Origin of the sequence: Brevundimonas mediterranea, assembly GCF_014196125.1 — a bacterium.
Taxonomy (GTDB): Bacteria; Pseudomonadota; Alphaproteobacteria; order Caulobacterales; family Caulobacteraceae; genus Brevundimonas; species Brevundimonas mediterranea.
Window position 1 is genome coordinate 1,171,133 of record NZ_JACIDA010000001.1, and the last position, 20,642, is coordinate 1,191,774.

The 20,642-nt window shown below is 66.1% G+C and carries 16 protein-coding genes and 1 pseudogene; 8 read left to right on the top strand and 9 right to left on the bottom strand.

Translation table 11 applies throughout. The features are described from left to right. Window positions 1–31: 31 nt before the first annotated feature. The gene (locus GGR11_RS05880; protein WP_183195805.1) at window positions 32–5,149 is read right to left on the bottom strand and encodes an ATP-binding sensor histidine kinase; all 5,118 of its coding nucleotides are present in this window, start codon (window positions 5,147–5,149) and stop codon (window positions 32–34) included. A 379-nt stretch (window positions 5,150–5,528) separates the two neighbouring features. Further along, a complete protein-coding gene (locus GGR11_RS05885; protein WP_183195806.1) occupies window positions 5,529–6,506 on the bottom strand; it encodes an alpha/beta fold hydrolase in 978 nt (325 codons plus the stop codon). A gap of 100 nt (window positions 6,507–6,606) precedes the next feature. Between GGR11_RS05885 and GGR11_RS05890 the strand changes: the two genes are divergently transcribed. From GGR11_RS05890 to GGR11_RS05910, 5 genes are all read left to right on the top strand, one after another. Continuing rightward, on the top strand, window positions 6,607–6,897 hold the full coding sequence (locus GGR11_RS05890) for a hypothetical protein (protein ID WP_183195807.1): 291 nt from the start codon (window positions 6,607–6,609) through the stop codon (window positions 6,895–6,897). An 80-nt stretch (window positions 6,898–6,977) separates the two neighbouring features. Beyond that, a complete protein-coding gene (locus GGR11_RS05895; protein ID WP_183195808.1) occupies window positions 6,978–7,637 on the top strand; it encodes a hydrolase in 660 nt (219 codons plus the stop codon). A 37-nt stretch (window positions 7,638–7,674) separates the two neighbouring features. Then, window positions 7,675–7,818: a hypothetical protein gene (locus GGR11_RS05900; RefSeq protein ID WP_183195809.1), complete on the top strand. Its 144-nt coding sequence runs from the start codon at window positions 7,675–7,677 to the stop codon at window positions 7,816–7,818. Beyond that, window positions 7,815–8,039, top strand: coding sequence for a DUF1427 family protein (locus GGR11_RS05905; protein ID WP_183195810.1), 225 nt, complete (start codon window positions 7,815–7,817; stop codon window positions 8,037–8,039). Before GGR11_RS05900 ends, GGR11_RS05905 begins: the two co-directional genes overlap by 4 nt. A gap of 77 nt (window positions 8,040–8,116) precedes the next feature. Continuing rightward, window positions 8,117–9,541, top strand: a complete 1,425-nt coding sequence (locus tag GGR11_RS05910) for an amidohydrolase (protein WP_246331708.1) — start codon at window positions 8,117–8,119, stop codon at window positions 9,539–9,541. Here the strand turns inward: GGR11_RS05910 and GGR11_RS05915 are convergent. After that, window positions 9,507–9,923: pseudogene (locus GGR11_RS05915) on the bottom strand (ParB/Srx family N-terminal domain-containing protein); the annotation flags it as partial. The gene GGR11_RS05910 and the pseudogene GGR11_RS05915 overlap by 35 nt on opposite strands. A 329-nt stretch (window positions 9,924–10,252) precedes the next feature. Between GGR11_RS05915 and GGR11_RS05920 the strand changes: the two are divergent. Further along, window positions 10,253–14,002 (top strand): hypothetical protein, encoded by a 3,750-nt coding sequence (locus tag GGR11_RS05920; RefSeq protein ID WP_183195811.1) that lies wholly within the window; start codon window positions 10,253–10,255, stop codon window positions 14,000–14,002. Between the two features lie 53 nt (window positions 14,003–14,055). Here GGR11_RS05920 and GGR11_RS05925 read toward each other — a convergent pair whose 3' ends face one another. The 6 genes from GGR11_RS05925 to GGR11_RS05950 form a co-directional block, all read right to left on the bottom strand. Further along, entirely contained in the window at window positions 14,056–15,168 is a 1,113-nt protein-coding gene (locus GGR11_RS05925) for an AlbA family DNA-binding domain-containing protein (protein ID WP_183195812.1), read from the bottom strand. 41 nt (window positions 15,169–15,209) lie between these two features. Continuing rightward, on the bottom strand, window positions 15,210–16,184 hold the full coding sequence (locus GGR11_RS05930) for a DUF4238 domain-containing protein (RefSeq protein ID WP_183195813.1): 975 nt from the start codon (window positions 16,182–16,184) through the stop codon (window positions 15,210–15,212). 19 nt (window positions 16,185–16,203) lie between these two features. Next, window positions 16,204–16,995: a hypothetical protein gene (locus GGR11_RS05935; RefSeq protein ID WP_183195814.1), complete on the bottom strand. Its 792-nt coding sequence runs from the start codon at window positions 16,993–16,995 to the stop codon at window positions 16,204–16,206. A 43-nt stretch (window positions 16,996–17,038) separates the two neighbouring features. Further along, window positions 17,039–17,872 carry an HNH endonuclease gene (locus GGR11_RS05940; RefSeq protein WP_183195815.1) on the bottom strand — a complete coding sequence of 278 codons (834 nt, stop codon included), beginning with the start codon at window positions 17,870–17,872 and terminating at the stop codon, window positions 17,039–17,041. Window positions 17,873–18,171: 299 nt separating this feature from the next. After that, entirely contained in the window at window positions 18,172–19,119 is a 948-nt protein-coding gene (locus tag GGR11_RS05945) for a nucleotidyl transferase AbiEii/AbiGii toxin family protein (protein WP_343051091.1), read from the bottom strand. Window positions 19,120–19,123: 4 nt separating this feature from the next. Beyond that, a complete protein-coding gene (locus tag GGR11_RS05950) occupies window positions 19,124–19,702 on the bottom strand; it encodes a hypothetical protein (RefSeq protein ID WP_183195816.1) in 579 nt (192 codons plus the stop codon). 198 nt (window positions 19,703–19,900) lie between these two features. Between GGR11_RS05950 and GGR11_RS05955 the strand changes: the two genes are divergently transcribed. Next, window positions 19,901–20,089, top strand: coding sequence for a hypothetical protein (locus tag GGR11_RS05955; RefSeq protein ID WP_183195817.1), 189 nt, complete (start codon window positions 19,901–19,903; stop codon window positions 20,087–20,089). Window positions 20,090–20,197: 108 nt separating this feature from the next. Further along, window positions 20,198–20,494: a helix-turn-helix transcriptional regulator gene (locus GGR11_RS05960; RefSeq protein WP_183195818.1), complete on the top strand. Its 297-nt coding sequence runs from the start codon at window positions 20,198–20,200 to the stop codon at window positions 20,492–20,494. The last annotated feature ends 148 nt before the right edge of the window (window positions 20,495–20,642 follow it).

The following is a 20,642-nucleotide window of genomic DNA, read 5'->3' on the forward strand; positions in this document are numbered from 1 at the left end:
CATCCCGCGAGTTGCCGATCTCCTCTCGCCGTCAGTTCGGGCGCAAGGGGAGCGTGAACCACAGCTCGGTTCCCCGCTCGCGTTGTACGGCCCCGATCTGACCGCCGTGAGACTGGATGATCGAGCGACAGATCGCCAACCCCATTCCCATGCCCTTTTCCTTGGTCGTGAACATGGCCCCGAAAATCCGTTCGGCGTCGCCCTGGGGCAGTCCCTTGCCGGCGTCCCCCACGGAAATCTTCACGTACCCGTCTTCGAGCGCCGATCCGACTGTCAGCCGTCGTTCGGAGATCGGCGTCGCCTCCATGGCGTCGATGGCATTGGTGATCAGGTTCAGGACGACCTGCTGCAACTGGATCGGGTCGCCGTGGACCGTATGCTGTGCGCAGTGCAGACGCGCCTCGACCACCACCTTGTTCGCCTCGACGTCCCCGGCCGTGATGCGCAACACGTCCTCGACGATCTGGTAGATGGACAGGGACGTCAGGGCCGGCGGAGTCTGTTTGGCCAGGGACCGCAGCGAGCTGACGATGCCTGCGGCCCGGTTCGCGGCGACTTCCAGCTCGTGAAAGGTCTCCAATGCTTCGCCGACGTCCGGCGCGCTTCGCTGCAACCAGCGCACGCCTGCACTGGACAGGGCCAGTATGCTGGCCAGCGGCTGGTTGATTTCGTGGCTGATGGAGGCGGCGAGTTCCCCCATGACGGTCAGGTGCGAGGTTTGGGCCAGTTCGACCCGCGCCTTTCGAAGCGCGAATTCGATATCGGTGCGGTTGACGTTTTCCGTCAGCAATTCCGAATACAGCCGCGCCATCTCGATCGACACCGCCGCCTGAGACGCCAGGATCTGCGTCATCGTCGTGCGCTCGGGCGTGAATACGCCTGGGGCCAGGTGGTTCTCCAGATAGATCATGCCGATCAGGGCCCCCCGGCTGAGCAGCGGCAAGGCGAGGACAGAGCGGGCCGTCGTCTCCATGGGGGTGCGAACCTGACGCCTCCACTCCAGCCTGGCGTCGTCGATGACCTTGGGCTTCCAGGTCCGCATCACCTCGTTCAGGATGGCGGCGGGGACCTGGCGGTTCGTCGGGGTCGTCGTCGCCGTCGTCATCACCACGTCGCCCTCGACCACCCTGCCCTCGGCCTGGACCACGGGGTCCGGCCCTCTTAGCAGCACCAGGACGCCGTGGTCCGCCCCGGCGTGGATGATGATGTTCGACATCAGGGTCTCGATCACGCGGTCCAGCGGGATCTCTTCCGACAGGGTCTGGGAGACGCGTGTGATGACGTCGAGATCAAGGATGGCGTGGCCAGGTCCATCGGCGTCTCTTTCGGTTCGGGACTGTCCTGCGAGACGGGGGTGGATCTGCGCCAGCCGCCTCGCCTTGCCCGCCGCGCCCCACCGGACATAGGCGTCATGGGCGGCGTTCAGTTGATGCTGCGCCGCCGCCGCAAACCCCAGGGCTTCGTAACAGCCGGCCGCCCGTTCGCGCGCGATAGCCTCTTCATGGACGAACCCGGCCGCGACCGCCGCGACGATCGACTCGTCGAACCGCCGCAGGGCGAGAAGCGAATCGCCCTCCAGATAGGCGATCTGAGCCTCGACAAGGCGCTGCTTGTTGGTGAAGGTCAGCGGATTGAGCGCCGCCCAGGTCGCCAGTCGATCCAGAAGCGGGCGCACCCGAGCCACGACGGCGGAAGCGTTCGACGCATCGGCGGCGGCGGTCTCGGCCAGGGCCTTGAACAGGACGCAGTAGGCCGAGTCGATGTGGGCCGGCACCGTCCAGAGCAGGGCCTCCGCCTCGCCCAGGCTGATGCAGGCGTCGGCGTAGTCCCCGGCGAAATAGGCGCCCATGCCCTCGTAAAGCCGAGCCCAGAACTGCGACGCATAGGAAACGATCTGGGGTTCGGCGCCGACGATCGGGGTTCGAACCGGATCAACCTGTAGGTCGCGGACCAAACGCCTCTGGGCGCCGATCAGATGTTCGATGTCCGAATACCCCACCTGACGCGTCAGGGCGATCGCCTCGTCGGCCTCCTCGACGATGATCGACAGGTGTTCGCCCGACACGATCAGGTCCGAGACCAGGTGGTTCCGCGCGTAACAGGTCATGCCGACGTCGCCGGCGGAGCGGCCTGCGGCGATCGCGCTGCGGATATGACCCAGGGTGTCGGACAGGGGCTCGACCCAGGGGCTGAGTTGATCGACCGCCACCAGGGTTGCGGTCAGTTGCCCGGCGTAGCCATGGCGTCGAACCAGCCCGAGCGCGGCCTGACCATAGGCGAAACCCTCGTGATAGGCGTCATAGCGATGGGCGATCATGACCCCGAACCAGGCCAACCCATAGGCGGAATCCGGCGTCCGCCCATGTTTGAAGGTCAGTTCCACCATCTTCGCGACATGTAGGAATCGCATTTCGTCCTCGACGAACATCGAACTGATGAGCGTCGACAGCAGGGACATGGCCATCCGCATCGATGGATCTTCCATCGTCGGCAGACCCGACACGTCTTCGAGCCGGCGGCCGCCCATGGCCGACCGGATGGGCCCCAGGGCTGTGTCGTAATCTGCGGGAACGGGCCGCCGCTCCAGGACGACGCCCAACAGGTTCAGCCCCTCAAGGGCCGCCTCGATGGCCTTCACATAATCGGACCGCACGGTCAGGACCATGGCCTTCAGGCGATGAACGGCGGCCGTATCCAGGGGCCGCCCCGCCCGCAGCAGCAGGGCGTCGATATTGGCCTCCGCCTCGTCGATCATGGCCCCGGCGATCAGGCATTCGCACTGCAACAGGTGCAGATCGAACATCAGTTCATAGTGTCGGGTCCACCACGCCGGAAGGACCAGGGCCCGGGCGGACTCCAGCAGTTGAAGCGCACGGACGACGGCTGCGGCCGTCCTGGCGCCCCGGGCCGCCGCCAGCAGGGCGATCACGAACGGGACCCGGTCGCTGGCCGGAACGTCGTCGCCCACGCGTTCGATCTGGGTGGCGATCTCGAACGCGCCTTCGCTCGTGGTCGAGGCGTTCATTTCGATCATCAGCCGCGCGATCTGGGCGTGCAGCAGACGTCTTTCGGATAGCGGCGTCAGGGCGTAGGCGGCCTCCAGAACGCGATCATGCGAGATCACGTAACGGGCCGGATGGACAAGCACGAGCCCGGCGTCGATCAGCGGCTGTATCCGGCGGCGCACCTCGGCCGCATCGCTACCGGCCAGCCGTTCGACAGTCTGCTTGTCCGCCTGTCGCCCGATGCAGGCCAAAAGCCTGAGCATGTCTCGCTGTTCGGCCGGCAGCTGTTCGAAATGCTCGCCCAGGAATTCCAGCACGTCTTCGGCATGGCTGTAGGCGGCCACATCCGCATCGTTCCAGGCCCATATCCCGCGCTCGATGTCATAGGCGATGACATGATCGTCGAAGAACCGGCCCAACAGTTGATCCACGAAGAACGGATTCCCCGCCGTACGCTCATGGATCATCTCCGCCAGGTTGAAGACGGACTCGGAGTCTCGTCCCAGGGCGGCCGCGACCAGGTCCGTGAGCGTGGCCTGGCTCAAGGGCCCCAGATGGATTTCCGTCAGTCGCGCCACCCCCTCACGGGCGAGGGGAATGACGCCGCCCGGCGCGGCCAGACGGTCGGCCTCGTCGTCGCGATAGGCCCCGATCAACAGCATATGCGCGGGCGGGGCCGCGACCGCCGCCTTCAACACTTCCAGAGAGTCTTCATCGGCCCATTGCAGATCGTCGAGAAACAGCACCAGGGGCGCATCTTCGCTGGCGAAGGCCGACAAGGCCGCCAGGATGACCTGCACGATCCGTTCTCTGGCTGCGGCCGGGGGCAAGTCCGACAAGGCCGCAGACTTGCCGAGAATGATCTTGGCGTCAGGAACAAGATCGACGATCAGCTGGCCGTGCCCGGCGACGGCCTTGAGAATGCGTGTACGGGTTTCGTTCAATACGGCGGCGCTGCTGACCAGAAGCTGAGCGACCAGAGCGCCGAGGACGGACCGCATCAGGGCGAACGGCGCCTGCTCCTGCAAGGCGTCGGCCTTGCCGGTCAGCATGTTCAGACTGTCCTGGCCCGAAAACTGCGGAAGCCGCTCGACCAGACAGGATTTTCCGGCGCCCCCTGCCCCCGCCAGCAGAACCATCTCGAACGCGCCATCGGCTTGAACGCGCCGCCAGGCCTCCACCAAGGCCGCAGCCTCGTCGCCGCGTCCGAAAAGCCGCCGCGCGGCGCCGCGGGCGCGGTAGGCCGGACGGGCGTCGACGGCCGTGAATACGCCAGAGGACAGCCACGCCGTCAGCGTCCGCTGCAGGTCCGAGCACAGACTGTCCGCGCTGCGATGTCGATCTGCGGGATCTTTCGCCATCAGCTTGAGAATAACGGCGTCCAACGCCGCCGGAACGCCCGACCGATGCCGGCTGGGCGGCGCTGGCTCGATCGCCAGGTGGGCATGCAGCCACTCGGCGCGCGTGCGCGCCTCGAACGGCGGCCTGCCGGTGAGCAGTTCGTACAGGCTGACGCCCAGCGAATAGAGGTCGGAGCGTTCGTCACTGTACGGCCGGGTCCGCCGTGCCTGTTCCGGCGCAGCGTACAGGATGTCCGCATCATCGAGAGCATGGGCGAAGGCGACCGGAAAGCTGGATTTCCGGTCCTGCGCGACGGCCCGAATAAAGCCCGTCAAGGTCACCGCCCCCGCCTCATCTTCCAGCAAGGCGGACGGCCTTATGGCGCGATGCAGGATCCCTGCGCCGTGAACATGGGCCAAGGCCTCTGCAGCGGCCGCAGCCGTCTTCAGGAACTGGGACACGGACTCAGGCTTGTTGTCGCGAACCGGTGCGACGGCGCGGCCCGGGTTTCTGGCCAGGACCAGCAGCAGTTCATCGTCGCTGCGCAACAGGGCTGCGGGTGAATCCACCCATTGCGACGACAGCCGCATCGTCGTCTCATAAAAGGTCTGCAGGCCCTGGACCGCTTCCGCAGAGGCGACGGGCGCGCTCATCAGCCGCCAGCCCGTTCCGTCCGCCTCTTTCAGCTCATGCCAGACGACGCCCCGGTCTTCGGACAGTCGACGCCGAACGGCAGACTCGATCCAACCCCAGTCCTTTGTCGGATCGACACTGGCGATCACCTTTCGGCTCAGGACATGCATGGCGGATGACCTCTGTCGCAGACATGCGCCAGCGCATGACAATCGTCTTTGTGCGGGCCTTGCGCAGGCGCTCCAGCAAGCCATCCGCTGTGCGCACGCGGGGTTCTCAGTTCAACTCGATCATTTGGCGTCCATTGCACCGAATACGCAATCTCGCCCCAAGGCGGCGACTATTGCACCACGCCCCGATATCTCAACCTCATGCGGAGGCATGGGAAATACCCTATCGGGTAGCTGGAGGAGCTCAAGCGGCTATGGCTGCCTTAGCGCGCCGTAGCTGAGCCTGGCGAAGAAGCGACGTGGTGGACAACACCCTCCTTTCACAACCGAAAAAGGCCGCCCCGCATATCTGCGGGGCGGCCTCTTCATGTCCGGTCGATCAGGACTGGATGAAGGCGAGCAGGTCCGGGTTGATGACGTCGCCGTGTGTCGTCAGCATGCCGTGCGGGAAGCCCGGATAGATCTTCAGCGTGCCGTTCGGCAGCAGAGCGGCGGTCTTCACCGAAGCGTCCTTGTACGGAACGATCTGGTCGTCATCGCCCTGGATCACGAAGGTCGGGACGTTCATGACCTTCAGTTCTTCGGTGAAGTCGGTTTCCGAGAAGGCCTTGATGCCGTCGTAGTGGGCCTTGGCGCCGCCGGTCATGCCCTGACGCCACCAGTTGTCGACCACCGCCGGCATCTGGGTCGCGCCCGGACGGTTGAAGCCGTAGAACGGGCCCGAGGCGACGGCCTTGTAAAATTCGGCGCGGTTGGCGGCCAGGCTGGCGCGGAAACCGTCGAACACTTCGATCGGCGTGCCCTCGGGGTTGGCGGCGGTCTTCAGCATCAGCGGCGGGACCGAACTGACCAGAACGGCCTTGGCCACGCGGCCGGCGCCGTGTTTGACGACGTAGCGGACGACTTCGCCGCCGCCGGTCGAGTGACCGATGTGAACGGCGTTGCGCAGATCGAGATGGTTGGCGACCGCCGCTGCGTCGGCGGCGTAGTGGTCCATGTCATGACCTTCGGACACCTGGCTGGAGCGGCCGTGACCGCGACGGTCATGGGCGACGACGCGGAAGCCCTTCAGGACGAAATACATCATCTGGGAATCCCAGTCGTCCGAGCTCAGCGGCCAGCCGTGGTGGAAGACGATGGGCTGGGCGTCCTTGGGGCCCCAGTCCTTGTAGTAGATTTGAACGCCGTCCGAGGTGGTGACGTAAGACATGGTGTCGTCTCCGGAGATGGAGGCCGAGGCGGTCGTGGCCCGCGCCGACGCGATGGAAGGGATGAGGGAAGAAAGTCCGAGCGCCGCGCCGCCGGCCAGAAGGCCGCGACGAGACGCCTGGGGGAGGTCGGATACGAAGGTTGGCATTGCACTGTTCCAGTTGGGTGACGCGGTGCGGCCGCGCCCGTAATCGACGCTGACAGACTGGCCCGCCGGTCCGCGACGGTCTTGGACCATAGCGCTGCGCTTGGACGATCCGACGACAGACCCGAACCCGCAGCTTTCAGCGCTTCGGTCCAAGACCCGAGCCGGCGATGCGACGACCCTGGCGTCGACCCTGGAGATCGCCATGCCGCACCGAGCCGAACAAGCCGAACCGCAGACCATCCGCACGACGGCCTCCGACTGGCTGTCGGTCGCCGCGATCCGGTGTCGTCTGGATGGACGTTCGGTGATCGCGACCCTCGAGACCCCCGCCCCTTCGCCGCTCGGATCCGAACCCAGATCGTTCAGAATTCGAAACAGTGAGTTTTGTTAGTTTCCATTTCTAACCGTCGAGGGCGTGGGCACATTGCCTTCACCGACACGCCGCGCTGCGGCCAACCCGAGGACTAGACCATGACCGTCACCGCTACTCCGACCGCCGGCAAGGGCCTATTGACCCCCGTCGACCACAGCCTGATCCTGGTCGATCATCAGTCGCAGATGGCCTTCGCCACCGCGTCGATCGACATCGGAACCCTGCGCACCAACACCGCCCTGATCTCGACAGTGGCGCGCGATTTCAAGGTGCCCACCATCCTGACCACCGTGGCGGAAAAGACCTTCTCGGGTCCAATCTTCAGCGAGATCAAGGACGTCTTCCCCGACGCCCCGGTCTATGACCGCACCACGATGAACGCTTGGGAAGACTCTCAGGTGACCGACGCCGTCAACCGCGCCGGCAAGTCGCGGGTCGTCATCGCCGGCCTGTGGACCTCGGTCTGCATCGTCGGTCCGGTCCTGTCGGCCATCGACCAGGGGTTCGAGGTCTTCGTCATCACCGACGCCTCGGGCGACGTCTCGACCGAGGCCCACGAACGCGCCGTCCAGCGCATGATACAGGCCGGCGCCCGGCCGATGACCTCGATCCAATATCTGCTCGAACTGCAACGCGACTGGGCGCGCGGCGAGACCTACGAATCCACCACCGCCGCTGCGGTGAAGTTCGGCGGCGCCTACGGCGTCGGGCTTCAATACGCCCGCGCCATGCTGGGCGCCCATGCCCGCGAAGGCTGATCTCCCACTCTAACCCCCTGATCTGAAAGGCGCCGCCATGACCGACCGCATCGACCCTGAGCAAACGGACGTCCCGGCGGCGCCTGATCCGGACCTCGACGAGGAACTCGACGAGGCTTTGGACGACAGCTTCCCCGCCAGCGACCCCGTCTCCATCGACCGCCGGGAAGACCCGCAATGAAACCCTTCCTCATCGCCCTGGCCGTCGGCCTTCTGGTCGGGGTGGTTTACGGCCTGCTGAACGTCCGTTCTCCGGCCCCGCCCTATGTGGCCCTGCTCGGCCTTCTGGGCATGCTGCTGGGCGAACAGGCGACACAGTACGTCCGGCACAGGCTGACCCCGCCCCCGCCGGCCGTCGCCGCCGCCCAAGCCCAAGCCCAATCCCCCGACGCCGCGCGATGAGCCAGACCCGTCGCACCACCCTCACCGCCCTCGGCCTGGCCGGCATGGCCCCCGCCGCATTCGCCCGGAGTTCCTCGATGACCGACGCCCCAACTGGCGCCCCCGACCTGATCCTGCATGGGGGCCGTTTCACCACCCTGGACCGCGCCAATCCCAACGCCGACGCCGCAGCGGTCAAGGACGGGGTCTTCACCGCCGTCGGTTCGGCGCGCGAGATCATCCCCACCGCCGGCCCGCAGACCAAGATCATCGACTTGGGCGGCCGTCGCGTGGTGCCCGGCCTGATCGACAGCCACACCCACGTCATCCGGGGCGGGCTGAACTACAATATGGAATTGCGCTGGGACGGCGTGCCCAGCCTGGCCGACGCCATGGCCATGCTGAAGACCCAGGCGGCTGACACCCCGCCGCCGCAATGGGTGCGCGTCGTCGGCGGCTTCACCCGTCACCAGTTCGCCGAAAAACGCCTGCCGACCCTGGACGAGATCAACGCCGCCGCGCCGGAAACCCCGGTCTTCATCCTGCACCTGTATGACCGCGCCCTCTTGAACCGCGCCGCCCTGCGCGCCGTCGGCTATACCAAGGACACGCCCAATCCCCCCGGCGGCGAGATCCAGCGCGACGCCTCGGGCGAGCCCACCGGCATGCTGATCGCCCAGCCCAATGCGATGATCCTGTATTCGACCCTGGCCAAGGGTCCGAAGCTGCCGGAGGAGTACCAGCTCAACTCCACCCGCCACTTCATGCGCGAGTTGAACCGGTTGGGCGTGACCAGCGTGATCGACGCCGGCGGCGGCTTCCAGAACTATCCCGACGACTATGAGATCATCGAGAAGCTGCACGAAGACGGCCAGCTGACCGTGCGTCTGGCCTACAACCTGTTCACCCAGAAGCCCAAGGAAGAGCTGAACGACTTCAAGACCTGGGGTAAACAGGTGCGGCCCGGCCAGGGCGACGACTATTACCGCCACAATGGCGCGGGGGAGATGCTGGTCTATTCCGCCGCCGACTTCGAGGACTTCCGCCAGCCGCGTCCCGACATGCCGGCCAATATGGAGACCGACCTGGAGCCGGTGATCCGCCAGCTGGTCGAGCAGCGCTGGCCCTGGCGACTGCACGCCACCTACAATGAGACCATCGACCGGGCGCTGGACGTCTATGAAAAGGTCAACCAGGACATGCCGTTCGACGGCCTGCACTGGTTCTTCGACCACGCCGAGACGATCAGCGAACGCAATATCGACCGGATCGCGGCCCTGGGCGGCGGCATCGCCGTGCAGCACCGCATGATGTACCAGGCCGAGGACTTCGCCGAACGCTATGGCGCCGAGGCCCTGGCCGACAGCCCGCCGATCTCGAAGATGCTGGCGGCCGGAATCCCCGTGGGCGCGGGCACCGACGCCACCCGCGTGGCCTCCTACAATCCCTGGGTCTCGCTGAGCTGGCTGGTGACGGGCAAGAGCCTGGGCGGAAGGCCTCGAACTGGTCGGCGGGATGCATAGCCTCGCGGGTCATGTTCTCGTCGAGACTGATCTCGTGGGCGTCATTCTCTGCGTCCACGACAACCCGCACCGGATGGGTCCGCTTGATCGTCTTGCGCTTGGCCAGCAGCCTCAGACCCTGACGCCGCCCTTCGCCGATGGTGACGAGATAGTTTCCGGTCGGGGCGCCCTCCCCGTTCCGCTCGATCTCGACCACGGGCGGTTGCAACACCCCCTTGGCCTTGATGGAGGCGGCGAAGGCCTCAATGGTCGCCGCCGCGTGGGGCGTCTTCCTCGCATTCTTCGGCGAAGCCTTGAGCCGGTTGAGCGGCACGGTGATCTCCGCGCCATGCGCGGGGGTGGTCGCCTCGGTCGCGACGGTTTCGATGGATTGAGCAGTCATGTCTGCCTCCTTTGGGCGTGGGTTGCAGGCACGCGAACTGCGCGCCTGCAACCCTGCCCGTCGGCGAGACCGGGGTAGCAAGGGCCAGGGCGGACCGGCCGGAGGGGGATCGCCCGACCTGCACAAGCCTGACCCTGATGATGATCGTGACGCCCTTTACCGGCGCGGAAGGTCGGGGAGACCGGCCGGTCCGGCGGCGGAGCCGCTTGACCCTGGCCCGCGCGAGGGCGGAGCCCTTAGCGCTGTGCGATCGTCGGCCTGCTGAAGAAAACAGAGGATAACGGCGGTTCGGCAGTCGCCCGGCGCAGCTTGCGGCCTAGGATGACGCCATGTGGATTCTCCATCCCACCGCCGAAGACGTGAAACGGCTCGACGACGGACAACTCGTCGAGCTGGCGCTGCGGCTATGTCGTCGTGAAGCCCAGTCCCTCGAGATCGCGGCTACGGCGGTCACCCAGGGCGGGCATTCGGCCGCCAAGGACGGCGGGATCGACATTCGCGTCGCCGGCAGTCTGCGCCCGGCCGGCGAACTTCAAGGGTTGCCCGCTGGCATCCAGGTGAAGGCGCAGCTGATGCCGCCACCCGAAATCCGCACGGAGATGAGCCCCAAAGGCGTGCTGCGGCCGTCCATCACCGGTCTGCTCAAGGCTGGAGGAACCTACATCATCGCCTCGGGCCGCGAGGATCTCACCGACAAGCGACGGCAGGAGTTGATCGCGGCGATGGTCGGTCAGGTACCCGCGGCGCACAGGGATCAGGTCGCCTTTCTCGACAGTCGGGACCTCGCGACCTGGTGCGTCCGTCACCCCGGCGTGGCCGCGTGGCTGCGATCGGAGGTCAAGCGTCCGCTCGACGGCTGGGAGCCTTGGGGGCCGTGGTCGGCCCGAAACGAACCCGAGGATCAGGCCTATCTCGTGGATCAGGCGGCGCGGCTTTGCCGCCCCACCCTCGACGAAGACCATTTGCACGGCGCGCTGGTCGGGATGGGCTTGGTGCGCGAAGCCTTGGCCGGGCCGGCGTCCGCGGTGCGGCTGACCGGCCTGTCGGGGATGGGCAAGACCCGGTTCGCCCAGGCCCTGTTCGATCGCCGGGTCGGCGACGGCGCACTGGACCCGGCCCTGGCCATCTACGGCGACGCCGGCTTCGACAAGTCCGTCTCGCCCGCCCAGCTCGCGCGATCGCTGGTCGATGATCAGGTCGAGGCCGTGCTCATCGTCGACAACTGTCTGGCGGCCCGCCATCGCGAACTGGTGGAGATCGTCCGACAGCCCGGCAGCCGGGTCCGGCTGCTGACCATCGACTACGACGTCGGCGACGATCAGCCGGATCACACCGAGGTGTTCCGGCTTCAGAACGCCGGCGAGGATCTGATCGACGCATTGCTGCTACAACGCGCGCCGACGCTGGCCCACGCGGAACGGATCCGGATCATCGAGTTCGCGGGCGGCAACACGCGCATCGCCCTGGCCATCGCCCTGGCGCCGCGCGGCGCCAAGGGTATCGTCGGCCTGAAGAACGAGGAACTGCTCGACCGTTTGTTTCTGAAGGATCGTCGCGATCCGGACGTGGAGTTGCGGCGCGTCGCCCGCGCGGCGGCGCTTGTCTACGCCTTCTCGATCGAGGGCGCGGAGGTGGCCGAAGGCGTCGCCCTGACGGCGTTGGCCGGCGTCAGCGATCTGGTCTTCCACGAGAAGATCGCCGACCTTCTTGAGCGCGGCCTGGCGCAGAAGCGCGGCGACCAAAGGGCCGTTTTGCCGCCGGCTATCGCCGCCTGGCTCGCCGCCGAGGCCTTGGCCAAGTTGCCGCGAAACCATCTGATGACGGCGTTCGGCATCTTCTCGCCGCGGCTGCAGCTCTCCTTCGCGCGGCGCCTTGGCCTGCTTCAGGGGGTCAAGGCGGCTACGGAGATCGCCCAGGTGCTGCTGGGGCCCGGTGGCCGCTTCTCTTCTCCGGTCGATGACAACGGCCACGACATGCGCGCCGTCCGCTATCTGGCTCCGCTGGCGCCGATCCTGGCGCTCGACGTCGCAGATCGCCTAGTCGCCGACGGCCGGCGGCTGGAGTCTTGGCATCCCCTTCGCGGGGAATTGCGTCGCCTGCTGGTCGAGGTCGCCTACGACGCCGAACATTTCGATCAGGCGGTCGAGCTGTTGGCGCGGCTGGCCCTGCGCGAGGGCCCCGACGAGCGCAGCTTCGAGAGCATCCGGGACAAGATTCTCCCGATGTTCCACATCCAGCGGTCCGGGACTCACGCGACGCCGGCGCAGCGGTTCGCCGCCATCGACCGGTGGCTGTCATCGGACGATCCGCACCGCCGGTCGCTCGGCCTGACGGCTCTGGGCGCCGCGCTCGAAACCCGGTTCGCTGGCGCCGATCCCCAGATCGAATACGGTGCGGAACGGCGCAATTCCGGCTGGTGGCCCAAGGACCGGGCGGAGCTGCGGGACTGGTTCGCCGAGGCCCTCGTCCGGGTGCGGCGTCTGTTGGCCGACCCGGACACGCTTGAAAAGGGCCGCAAGCTCGCCGCGGCCCACTATCCGTCCCTCGCCGGCTATCCGGTCGTCGTTCCGGCCGCGGTGGAGACGATGCGCGTGGCCGCCGGCGGGACCTTCTGGCCGAAAGGCTGGTTCGCGGCCTGCGACGCCCTCTGGCGTTTGCGCAAGAAGAAGCGGTCTCGCCCCGTGATCGCCTTGGAGCGCGAGATGCGGCCCGTGTCTCTGGCCGATGAGGTCGAGGTTTGGCTACGCCTGGACTGGCACGACTGGCGCAACCCGCAGCATGCCGATCAATCGCGCGATGACTGGCCGGAAGCTCACCGACGCGCCTTGGCGGCAGGCGCCGGCGTCGGCATCGACGACGACATCGCCCGCCGCGTGCTGGCCGATCCGTCCTACGAGGCGCGTTACCTCGGGCAAGGGCTCGCCCAATCTCTCGCGCCGACCTTCCAACCGGGCTGGGACCGGCTCCGCCGCCTGCTGGCGGAGATTCGTCCCGACAAACCGAACTGGTCGGTGTTCGCCGGCTATCTCGGCGTGGTTCGTTCGCAGGCCCCCGAGCTGGCGGACGCCCTGCTCGACGCCGCCATGGCGGATGACGTGCTGCGACCGTTCGCGATCGTGTTGTGCGTGACCGACGGCGACACGAATGATCGCGGTTTGGCGCGGATCCTGACCCTACTGCGGGATCCGAAGACCACCCCCGAAGAGCGCCGAAGCGTGTTCATCATACGGTTCGATGAGACTTTAAAGGACGCGCGGCAGGCGGAGTTGATTGACGCGCTCGTGGCCGCTGACGAACCGGAGCAAGCGTTGACCCTGCTTGGTTACCGCGACCGCGACGGCGACTGGGAACCGCCCCTGCGCGAGGCCGCCCGCCGGCTGTTGGCGAAACTCGAGCTGTCTCGGCGCGACGACCCGAACGGCCTTTGGGATCGCCGTGCGGCCAAGGTCGCGGAACGGTCGCTGTCGGGACCGGAGGGAGAGGCCGCCGCCGCCAGTTTGCTCGATCGGATCATCGCTCTCGGCGAGGATCGCCGCGGGCGCATCCGGGGTCTGCCTCGCAAGCTGACCAAGGCCTTGTTCAGACTGCATCCGCGCATGGCGCTCGACGCCTTCCTGCCGGCGTTGATCGATGACCGCCGCTACGCCCTGCGGTCGCTGGTCGATCAGCATGACGACGACGACCAGCCGGCGCGCAGCCTCTTCAACGCCATCCCTGATGACGTCATCAGACCCTGGCTGGCCGAAGACCCGGTCGCCCGGGGCGCGATCCTCGCCGATCTCGGATCCTATTTCGAGCACGGGGCCGAGGGGCGGTTCGAGTGGACGCCGCTGGCGCGGATGCTGATCGAGATCGGCAACACCGACATCCTCGACATCCTGGGCAATCGCTTCGAGTCGGGCAGCTGGAGCGGCAGGCGGGACGCCCGTTTCGTGAGCCGTCGTCCTCTGGTCGAGGCGCTTCAGAACCATCCCGATGCGCGGGTGCGCGCGTGGGCGGAGGAGATGCTGGCCTATCTCGACAGCCGGATCAGCCAGCGGTCCGAATGGGATCGAGAGCCGCCCGACCGGTTCGAATAGCCCCTGGTTTCGTCGGCTTCCGGTCGACGGGATTCCGGTGGAGACGACACCGATCAGGCGGGAGGTCTCTCCATGCCGAAGAGCCGCCAAAAGCGGTCGACGAAGGGGGCCAGGCTTTCAGGCCCGAGGGCGTCATCAATGACTTCGCCGAGAGAGGCGGGATCCTGCCAGGCTCTTTTGGTCGGGTAGGAATCCCCGAGGACCATCCGAAACCCGACGGCTCCCTTGATGGTCGCCATCGCCACCCATGGGCCTTCCATGCCGAAGGTGCGCAACCGCGCGACCGAGGCGCGAGCCAGCCCGGGCAGTTCCTCGAAATACTGCCGCCAGATGAGAGAATCGGCCTCTGTCCGCCGACCGATACTCCAGGCGAAGTCGATATAGCCGCGCCGATGATTGACCGCCCAGGTCCGGACGGCGTTCGTGTCTTCGTCGATGGGCGAGTGCACGATCACGCCCTCCAGCCCGACGACGAACTCATAGCCCGACCGCCGAGGCGGCAGCACGGCGGTCTCCCGCGTGATCGCGATATCGCGCGCCTCACGCAGGATCGACAGCGGCGCGATCGTCAGAACAACCGCCGGGTCTGCGGCCAGGCGGCAGGGCATATCGAGACCCTCCGTGGCCGTGATCGCCCGACCGTGCAGGTCCCGAAGTTTGCGGGGCATTTCATCGGTCGCCGCGAAGGCCAGGCGCAATTCGCTGGTGTCCATCTCAAACTTCCCTCTGCTGTTGCGGGCGAAGAAGCGGCTGGAGCCCTTGTGGGTGACCCGATGGGGCGCGAGCAGGCTGGCTCCGACCCGCAGAATGACGACGACCCTTCCGTTCTCGAGCGGCACCGGCTGGACATGAAACGACGGAAGGCGGGGGTCCAGACAGTCCCGGATCTGTCCTTCGATCCGAAGGATATCGGCGTCGAGGCTCTCTGTCGGGACGCCCGCGATATCGTCCGCCACGCCATTCCCATCTTCGCCGACACCCAGAAGAATGTCCCCGCCGTCGGTATTGGCGAAGGAGCTGACGTCCGCCAGCAGTTCCCTGACCGCCTTGTCGCCGGCGTCGGGAAACTTCAGCTTGAAGTCGAGGCGCCTGCCTTCGGCACGACGTTGCGTGACGAGGGTGGCCAGATCCGCGGAGGAGATGTGTTCGAGCGGCCGTTCAATCATGGCTCAACCTATCACGCCGAATGACGGTCTTTGAGGCCTTGTCACTGGCCGTCCCTGTCCTGACGGGCGGACGCCGGCGAACGCGCGGCCGGGCCGACTATCTCAGCAGACAGCGACCGGAGATAGGTCAAATCGTCGCCCACGACCTGCTCGTGGGCTTCCGCGAACAGACGCCGGTTCAGCTGATCGACGTGGTCGTCCGACAAGGCGTCGACGGCCACGTGGCTACGGGCGTCGGCATGCTCCAGCAGGACAGCGACCGTGGGCGTGACGGGAAGGTAGAGCGCCAGGTCGTTGTCGCCGATGGGCGCGACCAGGTTTACGACCGGTTGGTCGCTCGTGATGAAACGGAGCCCGCCGGAGGCGCGGACGGTTCTGAGCGTGAACTCCCGTCGTTGGGTGAAGATCGAGAAGCCGACGTTGCTGGCCAGAATATGCCGGAAGATCGGCCAGGTGCGCTCGAGCCGGCCCTCATGGCCGGAGGGCAAGACACCATCCCCGATGCGATCGGCGGTCCCCTTGGTCCGCAACATCTGAACTGCGATGAAATGGCTAAACCTCATGGTGGCGTCCTCGTCGGCCCGCCGGAAAGACGAATCCTCCTCCCGCAGCCGTTGCACCAAAGGCTGCCCTTCGAGCTCGAAGGCCCCCATCAGGTTTTCGTCCGCTTCGATCTCGAACTCTTCGAGCGCGCGGCGGGCCTCGTGCGCATCCGCGTGACTGTCAAGTTCGCGGCGGGCCCAGTCTGCCATCGAAACATTGAGCAGCCAGCCTCGCGCCGACGACTTCAATTCCTCGCCCTGAGGAAGGTGATCAATGAAGGCGTGGATGAACTCGACGTCGCCGTCGGTGAGCCGGGGCAGCCTGTAGAAGTCGCGCTCCGCCGCGACATTCGCCGGATTGGTGACGAACCCCTTCCCGTCCTTTCGCAGCACGGCGATCTTCCCCTCCACCGCCCAGGCGGCCAGGTGAAAGCGCCAGACGTAGTGCTGACGGCGGGTCGGCGTCTTGGCCATGGCCCTCGTGCTCCCGCAGCTATGCCGCTCCCACGTCCGCGGCGTGTCCGGCGGCGGGGTTCTTCAGCCCTCTCAGGAGCACCTTGCATCGCGCCTGAGCCGCCAGACGTTTCCGTCCCAGTGCGGCGAAGGTCTGATCGACGCGGACGAACCCGCTCATGCCCAACGAGTCATAGTAGACCTCGAACTCATCGCAGGCGGCGATGAGCCCGTCGATCGCATCGGAGACGGCGTCGGCCGAGGTTTTGCGCGCGAGCCACTGGTCCAGCGACAAACCCGCCTTCGCCGCTCGTCCGGTCTCATACTGGCGTTGAGACGGCGTCATTCGGCCCAACAGTCCTTCCAGGCGCGCCGCGCGGATCGCGGGGCCGTAGATGTTCATGCGGCGGTTGCGCGGCCGTTGGTCGAAATCGAAGTCGGCCGGATAGGCGGCGTCGTCGACGAAAACGATGGTCTCCTCCCGGCGCGGCTTCGGGGTAATATCGATCAACGCCCCTTCCGGACTTCGCCAAACGCAGTGGAATTCGGCCGTGAGCAGGGCCGGCGCCCATTCCCATATCACCCAGCCGTAAACCGGCTCGCCGCCTTCGGCGGCGACTTTCAGACGGACCCCGTCGTTGCACCAGCCATAGCGCCCCAGCGGATCCTCCGAAACCGGAAGGATCGCCGGCGAACCGCCGCCCAGGGAGCCGGCGAATTCCATAACATAGGGCGTCATCGCCAGCGGCGTCGTCTCGGTGATCGTGGCCCCGAAATTACGCTCTTCGAGCAGCTTCTCCGCTGCGGCGACCCGGATTTCGTCGTCAGTCATCTGCATCGGATCACCATCGCTTTCTGAGCACGCGTTCCGCTCGCTAGAGCGCAGCGTTGTGCCGTTGGACCCACCCGTCGGGCAGGTCCAGCTCCAGGCTCAAGCGATGGACACCCGTCTTTGGCTCACCTGAGAAAAGATCGGCCATCTTCGGCGGTACGCGCGCCAACTGATCCAGAAGCCGACCGCCGACGCCGACCATCAGCGCCCTGACGTCTTCGAACTCATCGGGCACCACGGAAAATCGAACCTTCTCCTCCCAAAGGACAAGCTGTTCACAGAGATCGGCGAACAGATCGCAAGCCCTTTCAATGTCGACTGCCGACCCCGGCACGCCATCCGCACCCCAGGCCTCTGCGAACACCTGATTGATGAGTCCATCCAAGGCTCCGGAGAACCGGCTCATTTCACCGAAATGCGCGGAGTGCCAAGGCATAAACTCGTCCAGGCTCAATTGCTCCGAGGGGCGCGTGTAAAGTCCTCGCTCAAGATGCCGCCAGCGGGTTAGAATCGGCTCCGCGGCGGTTCTAAGAAGCTCGACCGTAAGCTTGTATTCCCAGTGGTCCGGACGATCGAGAATGATCTGCTGGGCGAGGTAGCTCGCCTTGGCGAAGGGCTCCGGCTCACGGGCGCGGAACCGTTCGCGCGCTAGGGAGCCGCTCTTTCCCAAGGCCTGCCCCGTACGAGTCTCATGTTCACGCCTCCACTCGAACAGCAGGCCAGCGGGATACTGCTGTGGGTCGGCATCAACCCGCTTGTGGCAGTTGCGGCAAAGCCAGATCGCATTGGTGATGTCCGCCCGGCCCGCGTCTGCCATCGCCGGGTCAAACCGCGCCGCGCCGGCTTGAGCGCCGAAGATGTGGGCGGCCCCCAACATTGACCGCTCGTGTTTCTTCTTGCGCCGGGCCGCTGGTGATGGCTCCGCAGTCCGGGTTCGAACACATGTTGGCCGCGCGGCGAGCCACGGTATCGACGATGCCTTTTGAAAATCGAGCGTCCATTCCGCTGTCCCCACCGCGCCACAGCTGCGATCTGACTGACGGAGAGCGCTTCGCCGAGTCGGATTGAGGTAGAGCCAGCCGCGTTCAACGCAACTTGAAGAGGAGAATGTAGCGGAGCCCAGCGCCTGTCAGACTGGGCGGACGCCAATCCGTATCCGCGCCTCCCTTCTGCCGCCTACAGCCGGTCCGCCACCTCGGCGATCCGCGCCAGGATGGCCTCAAGAGACGGCTGGTCGCGATAGTAGAGCGCGCGGGTGGCGCCGTAGGCACGATCATAGAGTCTGCGGGTGTCGGGATCCTTCAGCCAGAAGGCCTCGTTGCGCCGGATGTCCGGCTCGTCGGCGCCGCGAAAGCGGGCCGTCTTGTGCGCGACATAGGCGTCCGAGCCGATGAAGGCTTGGACGTCGTCGTCCCCGAGGAGACTGTAGACGTCGTAGTAGTGACGCATGAAGTTGGTCGGCATCTCGCCGCTTGCCTGCTGTTGGCGGAACTTGGTCGAGATGGTCTGCAGCTTCTCCACGAAGGTGTAGCCCGGTTCGTAGCAGGCGACATCGATGGCGCGGTTGTCCGTAAGCTCCTCACCACCCTGCTGAATGGCGAACTCATAGGCCCAGGAGGAGATGGTGATGGGCCGGTTGGGCGACACCTGGTCAAAGCCGGCCTCCAGAAGGACTCCGGTCTTCACGCCATCCGGAAGCGGATTGAGTTCTGGATAGCGCAGCCGAATGCCGGCGCCGCGCATCTGGCCAGTGGGGTCGTCGAAGGCGGCGTCGCGTTCGACGGCCTGGAAGCCGGGGATGACGATCCGTTCGGTCAGACCGTCGAAAAAGGCCTGCCGCGCCGCGGCATGCGCCGCCTTGGTATGGTTCCGCCCGACGGGCAGATCGCCGTCCGGATGGATGAGGATATCGATGTCTTCCGAGAACCGATGGATCAGCTGGTAGCCCTTCGACAGGGAGGTGCCGCCCTTGAGTTCGAAGACGAAGCCGCCGACCTGCAGCCCCCAGAGGGCATGCATGATCCAGTAGTCCTTCTCCGCCAGGCTCGGGTCGATGCCCATCTGGCCGGCGAGGACCTCGATCAGGTCCCGGAAGTCCGGGGTGTCGTGCAGGAAGAAGGTCACGACCTCACGCGGCCTCCAGCGCCTGGCTGAGAAGCCGTTCGGCGCGCACGGACCCGAAGTCTCGCGCCGCCTTGAACAGGCGCGCGGGGTTCATGCGCCGGGCGCGATCCAGGGCGCGCGGCAGGACCTCGGCGCGGGTCTCGGCGAGCCGGTCCAGGTTCTGCAACAGATCGACGAGAAGGACCTCCTCGGTCAGCTTGGCCGGGACCGAGGGCTTCTTGCGGAAGTCGTAGACGCGCCCGCCGAGGTCAAACCGGCCATGGCGTTTGAGATTGTAGACCACCGGCTCGTTGTACAGCTGGGTCGTCCCCACCCCCAGGCCGTTGTAGGCATTCGGCGAGACCAGCAGGAAGCGGTCGTCCTTGAGGAAGCTCTCCACCAGCTTCTCCGGGCGGGCGGGAGCCTTGCCGTAGCGCGTCTGGCGCGGCGCCAGATAGAGGCCGCCGGAGACCTTCTCCAGTCGCCCTTCCTCCACGAGCTGGCGCAGATGCCGATCCACGGCATTTGACCACTTCTCGAAATCCTGACGACGATAGACCTGACCAGGCCGCAGTCGCTTCTTCACATCGTTGAGCGCCGACATTGGGAAAATCCTTCGCCACCAACGTAGGGCGCGCCCGACCCTTATGCAAAGATTTTGATTTAAATTCCATGCATATTTTGCGCGCCTACGTACGTTGGAGCTCTCGATCCTTCGTGCCGCGCCGACATGCCGACCGGCTGACTTCGACGAACACACCTCTTTCCTTGAACTCGCTGCCGATCCGTTCATAGAGAACCCATGACTGACGCTGAACGCATCGAAGCCTTGCTGGACCTCGTGGATCCGGCGCGCGCGGGCAACGAGAACCGCGGACGCGAACTGACGGTGCTCGGACTTGCCGAGGCCGTCGCAAAAGGCGGTTACCGCCCGACCAACGCCGGCTGGGTGATGATTGGCAACCGGGGCCGAGCTTTCCAGCCCCGCTGAGGGTCGGCAATCCGCAACGACACGGTGGCGATTTCACCCAAGGAGGCGTGCGGGTATCCCCGTCGTCGCCTTTCGGATTCCATTGAGTCGTATTCAACGGAGAGCCCGATGGCACAAGCCGCCTCACCGCCGCTCAAGCGAACCATCAAGAAGCCTGAGCTTCGTCAAATGGTGCCGCTGGCCGACAGCACCATTTGGGAGATGGAGCAGAAGGGGCAGTTCCCCCGGCGGTTCCTACTGACACCTCGCTGCGTCGTTTGGGACCTTGCCGAGATCGAAGCTTGGCTGAAGCTCCGCCGCGACCGCCCCATCCCGCGCGCCGCCGGGCCTGACGTGCGGTTACGGCGCTCGCGTCCAGTCAGACGCGAGGATCGAAGCGGGGGGGCGACGGCTTCAACACCTTGAGCACTGGCGTAAGGGCCGACCTGCCTCCTAGACGTCAACGGCGTTCGAACACCCCGCGCGCATCAGCGCCGGCAGGATACCGACACTGGCATTCACTCTCGAGTCTCACCGATAAAGGGCCAAGCGGGAGGTGAGCGCCGGCGCCGCC